At 36.2% G+C, this 10,963-nt stretch carries 9 protein-coding genes and 2 pseudogenes; 5 read left to right on the top strand and 6 right to left on the bottom strand.

Annotation, left to right across the window (positions count from 1 at the left end; genetic code table 11):
* Both K5S59_RS22040 and K5S59_RS22035 read right to left on the bottom strand, forming a co-directional pair.
* A partial coding sequence (locus tag K5S59_RS22040; RefSeq protein WP_220784088.1) for an MSCRAMM family protein occupies nucleotides 1–1,622 on the bottom strand: 1,622 nt, incomplete at its 3' end.
* 387 nt (nucleotides 1,623–2,009) lie between these two features.
* The gene (locus K5S59_RS22035) at nucleotides 2,010–2,879 is read right to left on the bottom strand and encodes a Cof-type HAD-IIB family hydrolase (protein ID WP_000640439.1); all 870 of its coding nucleotides are present in this window, start codon (nucleotides 2,877–2,879) and stop codon (nucleotides 2,010–2,012) included.
* 134 nt (nucleotides 2,880–3,013) lie between these two features.
* Here K5S59_RS22035 and K5S59_RS22030 point away from each other — a divergent pair, with 134 nt between their 5' ends.
* Together K5S59_RS22030 and K5S59_RS22025 are read left to right on the top strand one after the other, a co-directional pair.
* Entirely contained in the window at nucleotides 3,014–3,631 is a 618-nt protein-coding gene (locus K5S59_RS22030) for a DNA-3-methyladenine glycosylase (RefSeq protein WP_001148810.1), read from the top strand.
* Between the two features lie 21 nt (nucleotides 3,632–3,652).
* Nucleotides 3,653–4,009 (top strand): annotated as a pseudogene (locus K5S59_RS22025) (hypothetical protein).
* Between the two features lie 36 nt (nucleotides 4,010–4,045).
* Here the strand turns inward: K5S59_RS22025 and alsD are convergent.
* Entirely contained in the window at nucleotides 4,046–4,804 is a 759-nt protein-coding gene (gene alsD / locus K5S59_RS22020; RefSeq protein WP_000215003.1) for an alpha-acetolactate decarboxylase, read from the bottom strand.
* Nucleotides 4,805–4,820: 16 nt separating this feature from the next.
* Nucleotides 4,821–6,509, bottom strand: a pseudogene (gene alsS, locus K5S59_RS22015) (acetolactate synthase AlsS).
* 400 nt (nucleotides 6,510–6,909) lie between these two features.
* Here alsS and K5S59_RS22010 point away from each other — a divergent pair.
* Complete coding sequence (locus tag K5S59_RS22010; protein WP_120449534.1) at nucleotides 6,910–7,470, top strand: HAAS signaling domain-containing protein; 561 nt, start codon at nucleotides 6,910–6,912, stop codon at nucleotides 7,468–7,470.
* Between the two features lie 21 nt (nucleotides 7,471–7,491).
* Nucleotides 7,492–8,088, top strand: a complete 597-nt coding sequence (locus tag K5S59_RS22005; protein WP_120449532.1) for an NDxxF motif lipoprotein — start codon at nucleotides 7,492–7,494, stop codon at nucleotides 8,086–8,088.
* 39 nt (nucleotides 8,089–8,127) lie between these two features.
* On the opposite strand, the gene K5S59_RS22000 is transcribed toward K5S59_RS22005, so the two are convergent.
* Both K5S59_RS22000 and K5S59_RS21995 read right to left on the bottom strand, forming a co-directional pair.
* The gene (locus K5S59_RS22000; protein WP_000164617.1) at nucleotides 8,128–8,484 is read right to left on the bottom strand and encodes a YlbF/YmcA family competence regulator; all 357 of its coding nucleotides are present in this window, start codon (nucleotides 8,482–8,484) and stop codon (nucleotides 8,128–8,130) included.
* Nucleotides 8,485–8,626: 142 nt separating this feature from the next.
* Nucleotides 8,627–9,763 (bottom strand): DUF445 domain-containing protein, encoded by a 1,137-nt coding sequence (locus tag K5S59_RS21995; RefSeq protein ID WP_120451077.1) that lies wholly within the window; start codon nucleotides 9,761–9,763, stop codon nucleotides 8,627–8,629.
* A gap of 134 nt (nucleotides 9,764–9,897) precedes the next feature.
* Here K5S59_RS21995 and K5S59_RS21990 point away from each other — a divergent pair, with 134 nt between their 5' ends.
* A complete protein-coding gene (locus tag K5S59_RS21990; RefSeq protein WP_000242718.1) occupies nucleotides 9,898–10,950 on the top strand; it encodes a YheC/YheD family protein in 1,053 nt (350 codons plus the stop codon).
* Nucleotides 10,951–10,963 lie beyond the last annotated feature (13 nt).

Here is a 10,963-nt window from a genome sequence, read left to right as displayed (position 1 = left end):
TTTTCTGTTTCTTCACCTGGCTTTTCTGGACCTTTACTTGGTTCTTTTTCATTCAATACTTCTTTTTTCGCTACTTTATTTGCTACAACGTTTACTTCTACTGTAACGTCTATCGCTTTGTAACCTTCTGGTGCTTTCGTTTCTTCTAACGTATACTTACCTGGCACTAAGTTTTCGAATGTAACAACACCATCTTTATTTGTTGTTTTCGCCTCTCCAACTATTTGACCATTTTCGTTTTTTAGTCTAAATTCCGCGCCTTCTAGCACATTTCTGCTCTCAGCATCCTTTTTGACTACCTGTAAGCTTCCCAACGCTTTCACATTTTTAACTATTACCGGTACTACTTTGTTCTCTTCCACAGTAACTTCAATTTCTTCTTTTAGTAATTTATATCCCTCTGGTGCTTTCGTTTCTTTTAATGTATATTTACCTGGTTCTAATTTCTTAGAGATTACTTTACCTGTCTTATCTGTTCGTAATGTATCTATTTGTTTACCATCTTTATACACTTCAAATTCTGCACCTGGTAATAACTTTGTTTCATCACTTGCATCTAGTTTTACAATTTCAAATTGACCAGTTACTTTTTCAACGGATGGTTTATTCCATTTCGGCCAATTAAATTTAAAGTTATGAACCTCAAAGCCATCTCTTTGGTGTAATCCACCAACAAAGGCTTGTCCGTTGATTGAACCACCCTTTGTATCTACAACTGCATTAGGTGCAAACACACTACCTACTACACCATAGCCTTTAGTTGTTATTTTTGTAGCGTTTGGAAACACCCAAATAACTTTACTAGCTAACTCCGTAAAAGATGAATTAGGATCATATGCTTGAGATGTATTAATTAAGTCTGTAGCCATCCCAATGTTTTTTGTATCATACAAAATTGCACCGCCACCAAAACTCACTTCTTCTGCATCTGAATAAATAACAATAAAATCTTTATTATCTGCATTCGGAAGAAAAACGTCTGTTACATCAAATGTTTTCTTTCCCGTTTGGCCTGAAGAGACATAAATATTAGGGTTTTTTACATCTTCACCAATCCCAAAACTCATATTAAGTTTTGGTTTATTAGTATGTAATTGGCCCGCATCCTCAATTACACTATCAACGTCTATTCTAAACTCTTTAAATTTAGCATTAATCTCCGCTTGCTCTTTATAAGAGATACGGTCATATGATGATTTCATTGCACCTTCTGGGTCACCAGCTTTTGTCATCGCCACTGTTCCATCTTGAATAATTACTTGTCCTGTTCCCGCTTTCGTAAATTGACCACCTAGCAATAATGATGGATACCCTTCATCTATCCATGGTGCTCCAGCTAAGTTCCACGCTCCAGTTGCAGCTGCTAAAACTGTATAACTCGATGCATTCATATTTTTTTGAACAGCCATCGCGCCCTCAATATCCGCACTCGTTGCACTATGATCTCCAAAAATGATTGCATTGTAATAAGATACATCACCTAAACCTTTTAATTCTGGTGTAGCTGCCTCTGCTTTATTTGGTAAATGGATTAGAAAATTCATACATACTAGTAACACGACTATAAAACTACTACTTAATTTTTTTATTTTTTGATTAAATGATTTCTTCAAAAAATTCATTCCCCCTTTTAAATTTCCTAAAGCTACAAAAAGAAGTACATTTCATATGTACCAAGCCTTACTCACATTAACTTAAAATAATCCATTTAAATAAAACAAAGACACTCTACAACTAATTAATAAGATTACTACAATTCATTTTTGAAATACTACGTGAACGAAACTATCATGCGGAAATATTTTTACGTATAGGAGCTCAATAAAATTAACCTGAAGAATATTTCATGTGGTGTAACTATTTTGGCAACATCACCCACTTTACAACAGTTTTCTAAATGATTCAAGTAAATTGTATGAACCTCAGACACAATTTATCCGGTAAAACGTTTTCATTTTTCGAATAAAACTAATAAAAAAACGTAGCCAAAAAGCCACGTTTTTCTTTCATCATTTCGGTGTATTTTTATGATTCTTCAAAAACGGAAGCGGGAATTGCTTACGGAAATGTTCTTTAATCATATACTCTACACCGTTCTCACTATTTGAACGTGTAATCCAGTCAGCTGCTTGTTTTAACTCTACAGGCGAGTTCCCCATTGCTACCCCGAGTCCTACATTTTCAATTATTTCTAGATCTTCTAAACTATCTCCAATCGCAACCATTTCGTTTAGCGAAATATTTAAATGCTCTCCAAGCAATTGTAATCCACGTAATTTTGATACATTTTGCGGCAAAATTTCTATTCGTTTTGAATCACACTCAACATACTCTATATCTTGGAATGCTTTTCTTAATGTATTTAGCCCTCGTTCTTTTTCACCTTTACTTTGGAAAATAACATCAATTTTTGGCGCTGCTACTGGATGATCACGGAGCGCATCACCTAACGAGTCTACAAACTGAACAGGATAAAATAACGGATCTGCGCTTGATAATACAGTACGCGCAATTAAGTTTGGTGTATTTCTCTCACGATTTCCGATTGAAAATCGTTCATGAGAAATGCGGACGTTACAATCGAAGTGCTCTAACACTTGCACAATGTTAAACGTCTTCTCTTCCGATAATCTTCTTTGAACGTACGGCTTATCTAACGTCGCTGAAACGAAAGCACCGCCATGTGTCACTAATATAGAATCTAATTTTAACGCCTTTGCTACCTTATAAGCGGATTGAAAATTACGGCTCGTAAATAATGTAACGTATACATCTTTTCTTTTCACAAATTCAATCGTTTCTCGTAATCCTTTTGCAATTTTTCCGTTGTTGTATAGTAGTGTCCCATCTATATTAAGAGCTAGTAAGCGATAAATCATGTCGCACTCCCCCTCTTCGCTGTTGTACTCTATCCATAATTTATGAAATAAATGTAGCAAATAGAACGAGTTAGAATTACTACTGAAAATTTGGTTTACTATATACATATACACTCAGCAAAGGAGATAGTACAATGCAAGCACCACCTTCCTTTTATGAAGGCGATACGTTAGAAGTCGCAAAGAAATTACTCGGACAGAAACTTGTACATATTGTAGACGGAGTAAAACGAAGCGGAATCATTGTAGAAGTAGAAGCATATAAAGGTCCGGATGATAAAGCCGCGCATAGTTACGGCGGCAGACGAACGGATCGTACAGAAGTCATGTTTGGCGCACCGGGACATGCTTACGTATATTTAATTTACGGTATGTATCATTGTTTTAACGTCATTACAGCGCCAGTTGGCACCCCGCAAGGTGTTCTCATTCGAGCCCTTGAGCCAGTAGATGGAATCGAAGAAATCAAACTAGCACGCTACAACAAAACAGACGTTACAAAAGCGCAGTATAAAAATTTAACGAATGGCCCTGGCAAACTATGCCGTGCGCTCGGAATTACGTTAGAAGAACGAGGCGTATCCTTACAAAGCGATACATTACATATTGAACTCGTCCCAGAAGAAGAACACATATCATCACAATATAAAATAACAGCAGGACCTCGCATTAACATCGACTATGCTGAAGAAGCTGTACATTATCCATGGCGTTTTTATTATGAAGGGCATCCGTTCGTTTCAAAGAAATAAACATATGTAAAGGGAGAGACTATGAGGGGCAAACCTGAACTAAAAATAGAATCAGAAAAAGTATATAAAACGAAGAAAAACCCTAATGGAATGTTTGTAGCGCGAATACTACAAGTTCCGAAAGCAGAAGATAAATTAGACTTTGTGCTTATTCTACAAACTAGAAAAACGAAACATATTATTTATAACAAAATTTTAGTCACAACAGATAACGACTATTATTCTTTCCGACTCGCACGTGGAAATATGGAATAGTCATCCTTATATACTATTACAGTGTGGGATCAGCTTGGCCATCAATTAATAGAAGTATCAGCCTTAACTGGTAAAGAGAATTATTTCATTTCTGATGAGCATTGTTCCGCATATCGGGAGTAACCTAAAATAAAAGAGAAGCCAAATCGGCTTCTCTTTTTACTCCGCGCCTTCCGCAGTTGCAATATTATCCTCTAAGTTTTCTCTCGATAATTCAGCCGCCATAAAGTCAGCTGTTTCTGGAAGTGCTAAATGCATATGAGCTTTTTGACAAATTTGGATCGTACAGTTTTCAACAACATAATCGAAAACATGTCCGCCTCCGCTTCTTGCATCGTCAATGTAATGTAAGTGGAAACCAGCTACACCAATGCCTTGCGCATAATCTGGTGTCCAAAATCCAGCAAGCGTACCTTCTGTCTCTTTAAACGAAAAGATTGGTTGTGATTTCGTCACTTCAACGAGCGGTGTATACGGTTTTTCTTGTCTTGGAACAGTTCTCGTTCTTACTTCACGGAACGTACCGTCCATTCTAATAGCGTAAAATAAGTTTTTACTTGGCATTAATTCATGTAATAATGCCTCAACTTCTTCACGATTCATCGGACGCTCTACCGTATAACTCATTTCTTTTTCAAAAAACGTTACAGTCGCAAACGGTGTTGTTTCTTCCGGTTCTACTTTTTCTGCTGAACCGTCTGAACGTAAATGATAAAATTCGTTATCAAATGCAATCATTTCACCATCTAATTGATCAAATGTGCCGATGCCGAAATCACCACGTTCTTTCAATTCCTCAAAGCTAATTACACCATCATATATACCATCTAATAGCGCAAGCATTGTAGATGTTTGATATACTTCATTACTCGTTTTCGTTCTTTTTGCATCAATATCAATGAATTGTGCAACAGTCATCTCAATCATGCCTCCATTAGTTTAATTGGTTTGGTAATAATTTTTCGCTTAATTTAATGTTGTCACGGTAGTCAATTGGAATATCAATAATGACAGGACCTTCTGCTTCTAACGCTTCTCTCAATACACCTTCTAATTCATCTGGTGTATTGACACGAAGACCTAACGCCCCGAAACTTTCCGCATATTTCACAAGATCAACATCGCCAAACTCAGTAGCTGATGTTCTGCCGTATTTCATCATTTGTTGGAACGCAACCATATCGTACGTACCATCTCTCCATACGAGATGTACAATTGGAGCATTTAAACGTACCGCTGTTTCTAATTCCATCGAAGAGAATAAGAAACCACCATCACCTGACACGGAAACAACTTTCTTGCCCGGTTCAACTAAAGTAGCGGCAATTGCCCAAGGAAGTGCAACACCTAACGTCTGCATACCGTTACTAAATAATAGTCTACGTGGTTCATAAGAACGGAAACATCTTGCCATTCAAATAGAATGTGAACCGATGTCACATGTAACGGTTGTATCGTCACTAATTAAAGAACGAAGTGTACGAATGACTTGAAGTGGATGCGTAACACCTTCTGAAGCACGGTTTGGAACTTCTGCTTGTTCTGATAATTTCGCGCGTAATCGTTCTAACACTGCTTCTGATTTCGAACTTAATACAAGTTTCGGTAATTTCTCCGCGATGCTATTTACTGTTAAGGCAATATCACCAATTAATTCGCGCTCTGGTTGATAATCATGGTCGATATCTGCTTGATGATCATCAAGATGAATAATCGTTCTGTCTCCAAGCTTATTCCAGAATTTCGGATCATACTCAATCGGGTCATAACCGATCGAAATAACAAGGTCTGCTTCTTCTAGTAAAATATCACCTGGTTGGTTACGGAATAATCCAACGCGACCGAAGAAATGATCTTCTAACTCACGCGAAATGGCACCAGCTGCTTGATATGTTTCAACGACAGGAAGTTCTGTATCCGCAATTAATTCACGAACAGCTTTCGTCACTTCATTTGTGCTCGCTCTCATACCGAGTAAAATAACCGGTAATTTCGCTGCTTTTATTTTTTCTACTACATATGTAATTTCATGTGTGGGAGCGATTCCAAGCTGTGGCTTAGAAAGCGCACCGATAGACTCTACAGTCGTTTCCGCAGTCATAACGTCTTGCGGAAGACTTACTAAAGTAGCCCCTGGATTTGTGGAAGTCGCACTTCGGAATGCATTTGATAGTGCTTCTGGCACATTATCAGGATGCTCTACTTCTACGCTATATTTTGTAATTGGTTCGAATAGTGCAGCATTATCCATAGATTGATGCGTACGTTTTAATCGATCTGTACGTGGAACTGCACCAGCTAAAGCAACAACGGGATCACTCTCCGCATTCGCAGTAACAAGACCTGTCGCTAAATTTGATGTCCCTGGTCCTGAAGTTACAAGACACACACCCGGTTTCCCTGTTAATCTACCAATAGCAGCTGCCATAAATGCTGCGTTTTGTTCATGACGACAAACAATTAACTCTGGTCCTCTTTCTTGCAGTACATCAAATACAGAGTCAATCTTCGCTCCTGGAATACCGAAAACATGTGTCACACCTTGTTTAATTAAACAATCAACAACAAGATCTGCTCCTTTTGTCTTTGTCTTCACGTCGTTTGCTTTTACACCTGTACTCAAACTAATCATTCCTTTATTTCATAATGTGTGTAATAAAGATTTTTTAACTTCACCTAGTTAATTAACGTGGTGAAGTATTATTTATCATTATAGTACAAATGCATTATTTTTCCAATGATATGAATTTGACAGTTTTTTGACAACCGATAAGGAATACGCTTACAACCCTTTACTTATCCTAAAATAATATTTTTATAACTTCTCTAAAATGTAAGAGAAACTTCCATCTCGTTATAGTATTAAAATCTTAACAGTACCTTGCAAAGAACACTAGCAAATGATATATTTGTAAATATTGGAATACCCATTAATTGGAACACTTTTTGCCACTCGTATCCCCCTTTTCAAAAGATAAGATTCTCAGCTGTAATTCATCATTCTATAAAGGAAAGTGATTGTTATGAACAAAAGTGAATTTTTGGAACAACTTAGTTCCTCCCTGCAGAATATACCTCATGTAGAAAAGAAAGATATTATTTCGGAGTATGAAACCCATTTTATCAGTGGTAAACAAGATGGGAAATCTGATGAAGAAATTGCTAGAAAACTAGGAAACCCTAAAACGATTGCTAAAGAACTTACTGTTTCCTATGCAATAAGCAATGCTGACAATAAACGAAGCTTTAAAAATATGATAACCGCACTATTTTCTGTTATGAGCTTAAGTGTTTTAAATTTTACCTTTATCATTATCGCCTTTTTCGTACTACTCTTTTTATTACCGATTCTTCTAGCACTTATCATTGCTACTCCATTATTAATCATTTCACCTATTTTATTAATAGGGTTAGGATTTTTCAAAGGATTTCATCAAATTAGTTATTCCGATGTTTACAATGTGTTTATCGCTTTTTGCAGCGGTTTACTCATATCCGTCATATGTTATCAAATGGTCAAACATCTATACGCAACTTTAGTAAAGTATTTGAAATGGAATATAGCTATTTTACAAAGACACTAATGAATAAAAAAGGAGATTAAAATGAAGAAATATACTTTATATTCACTCATACTACTTACTCTTTTATTTCTAGCAGCTTGTTCAAACAGTGCAGAACCTAAGGAAGAAAACGATGTACAATCTATTAAAGATGTTACGATTAAAATTCCTGAAACTATATTCACTTCCTCCAAAAAGAATGAAACGATTAACGAAGATGAAATGAAACAAAATATAAAAACGTATTTAGATTATAGCGGAGAGTTATACGAAAACATCGTCCCACTTTCGTCAGCCATGTCTGACGAGAAGGTTACTGAATCCGACCGAGAGAAATTAAAACAACTAATAGATTTAGCAAAACAAAATGATGCGAATTTCCATAATTTTATTAGTAACAATACGATCCCCAATGATTACAAACAGCCTTCAAAGGAAATTCATGATTACATTTCAGCGTCTACGGCACTTTCAGTAGAACTAGAGCAAGAATTAGACAAACTAGCCCAAGATGGTAACTTATTCAAAACTGATTTTTCTTTTACAAAACGCTTTGAAAAAGTTAATGGTAGGAAGCAAAAAGAAATTGAAACATTTTTGAAGGAAAAGAATATTAAGACGGAGTATTTCCACAAATAAGAAACAAAAAAGACGCCCCTACAGGGGCGTCTTCCTTCATTACGCTTGTTGTTGCGCGTTATATAAATCTTCAAGTGGCTTCATGATAATTTTGTTAACGTCAGTGATAACGATGTTTAGGCGTTGTTCAGTTTCCATTAACTTTGTGATTTTAGCATCTTGTTGAATGCGAGCTACAACTTCTTGTGCTTTTTGGTTATCTTCTTCAGAGATTTCTTGACCTTGCATCATTTTTTGTTGTAGGCCAAGTTGCATTGTACGGAACTCATCGAATAAGTTCTTTGAAGCTGTATCAGCTTGAACTGCTGCGTAGCTTGCTTTTAATGTTTGGAAATCTTCGTTTTCAGCGATTGCTTTTTGTAATTCATATGCAACATCATGAATGTTTTTTGTCATTTTATTTTTCCTCCTTTAGAAGGCTAGCGCTTTTCGCTCACACTGCCTTTTCAGTGCATTTACATACGCACCTCTTCTTACCATATCAAACTATGCAAGAGATGTGAAGAAATTTCACTTTTATTTCTATGTACTCATCTTATTATTTAAGAAACAACAGTAACAGTCCTTGCAAGAGTCCAATCATCCCGCCTAATAAGGCACCTAAATACGTAATCATTTTTAGTTCATTTTTTGTAATGGATAGAACTAAATCTTCTAGTCTCTCTGTTGAAAATGTGGATACTTCTTGCTGCACAATTTCCGCAAGATGGAGATTCTTTAATATACTCGCTACGTTTTCTGTCCCCCACTTTAAGCCTTTCGTTACTGCACTTGGGACTACCTTTTCCATGATTGTTTCTCGAACTGGCTCACATACTTGCTGCACAGATTGGTTTAAAAACTTACTCACTGTTTCCTCCACTTTAACTGCTGATAATATAGAGCTTACAATCATTTCTTTTTCTACAAACGTTTCTACTTCTTTTACATCTCTTCCTTTTAACTTCTCCCACTCTTTTTGCAGTACATCAGTTAAAAGTTGCTTTGTGCCATCTTGCCCTAAAAACTTAATAACTTCTGGCTGCACACGATCCACTACACTTACATTCCCTAAAAACATTCCGACTAAGTTAAGCAGCGTTCCCCTAGAAGCAAAGAAATCATCAATCATTTTTGAAAGACGTGCTTTCCCTTCTTCACTTTCAAAAAAACTAATTCCTCGATCTAAAATAAACGCCGAAACATTTGGGATTGTATTCTCTATTTTTTCATGAACAGAATGAGGTAAAGCCTGTTCCCATGTATATGTATAGTACTCCGCTAAAAATGCCTCTATTTTTTCTGTAATCACATGTTCGATTTTCTCGGTTGCTTCTTTTTCTACATGCGCTACGTTCCATTTTTCTAACATTTGTCGCAGTGATTGTTCATTCGTCATTACTTTATCCACTTCTACTTGTGCCCAGTGGATTAAACCTTTTTGAAACTCTTCATTTGTTAGTTTCTTTCCAATTCCTTCTGGCGTTAACAAATGCTCGACAACCATTTTTCCTAATTGAACAGCAAGCTCATCGCGGCGCTTCGGAATTAACCCTGGTGTAAATGGAACTTGAAACTTTCCAATATAAATAGGGCGATGAGGACGAAATAACATTTTTATCGCTAAATGATTTGTGAATCCTCCAATAATTGCTCCGAGCCCTGTCGTCGTTAACATACTTAACCATATATTCATTACAATCAACCTTTCGCTTCTCCAAAACTATAGCATATCATCATACGGACAAAAGTATAATGGTATAAAAACGTATTTGCAATATATAGCTTCGCCTATTGTGCCAACATTTTGTTAGTAAAGGAGTGATTTCGTTGGTTCTCGGTATTTTAACTTCTCACCCTCATTATGAGCAAACGTATTACACCGAAATCGCTAAACGCGCTCGGCTTTATCATAATGTCGTTGCCCAGTTTACGCCATTTGGTATTGATCCTAAAACAGATCTTGTCTCTGGTCTGATTTATGATACAGATACAGGAAAATGGAAAGAGCAAACATTCCCTATTCCTTCTTATATATACGATCGTTCTTCTTTTAACGAGGAAACAGACTTCGAAAAAGCAAAGTCAATTATTCACTCATTACACAACCGTCCTACCACTACCTTTTTAAATAACACACTTATTGACTTAAGCGAACTACATGATGTATTTCTCACGAATAAAAAATTATCTCCTTATATACCAAAATTTGAAATAGCAACGATACAAAACATTTTCAAACTGTTATTAAAAACAAAAGATATTATTATACGTCCTACTCATACACATTCCAATGAAAGTCTGTACCGGATTGCTTACAAAAATAAAACATTTCATATCGATACGATAAATGACGCCTATCATACTTCCGCTCAAATCAAACGGACAGATGAATTTATATCTTGGTACAAATCTAATATACGGTCAGCACGTTACATCACCCATACCATGCTGCAGCCACCAAATCAATTAACATACCCACTCCATATTCGAACCATTTTGCAAAAAAATAAAGAACAAAAGTGGAATGCTATCGGCCAATTTATACAAAAAAGCTCATTTCCAAATCAACTTTTACTTTCGGTAACGGATGATTCCTCGCTGCATTCATTTTCAAAAGTTAAATACGTATTATCTAGTACCGGTGTACAATTATTACAGGACGCTTTACACGATATTATAAATGAAGTGTTCCAAACATTAGATCAATCTTATTCTTCGTTATTCGAGTTAGAGCTTTCCACCATTATGGATCAAAAGGGGGCCATTTGGCTTATGTATGTCAACACGATTCCCCCGTACGAACATTACATTCGTCACAGTGATTCATTAGCCGAAAAAATATATCACGGACCACTAAAATTTAGTCGCTTCACACCATAATGAAAGGGGGGAA

Origin of the sequence: Bacillus sp. BML-BC051 (assembly GCF_019656175.1) — a bacterium.
GTDB lineage: Bacteria > Bacillota > Bacilli > Bacillales > Bacillaceae_G > Bacillus_A > Bacillus_A mobilis.
This window is presented reverse-complemented; position numbering and strand designations above follow the sequence as displayed.

Coding starts and splice junctions, on each gene's coding strand:
- K5S59_RS22035 (WP_000640439.1), bottom strand. CDS start 2,879: ATGATTTATCGCTTACTAGCTCTTAATATAGATGGGACACTACTATAC.
- K5S59_RS22030 (WP_001148810.1), top strand. CDS start 3,014: ATGCAAGCACCACCTTCCTTTTATGAAGGCGATACGTTAGAAGTCGCA.
- alsD (WP_000215003.1), bottom strand. CDS start 4,804: ATGACTGTTGCACAATTCATTGATATTGATGCAAAAAGAACGAAAACG.
- K5S59_RS22010 (WP_120449534.1), top strand. CDS start 6,910: ATGAACAAAAGTGAATTTTTGGAACAACTTAGTTCCTCCCTGCAGAAT.
- K5S59_RS22005 (WP_120449532.1), top strand. CDS start 7,492: ATGAAGAAATATACTTTATATTCACTCATACTACTTACTCTTTTATTT.
- K5S59_RS22000 (WP_000164617.1), bottom strand. CDS start 8,484: ATGACAAAAAACATTCATGATGTTGCATATGAATTACAAAAAGCAATC.
- K5S59_RS21995 (WP_120451077.1), bottom strand. CDS start 9,763: ATGAATATATGGTTAAGTATGTTAACGACGACAGGGCTCGGAGCAATT.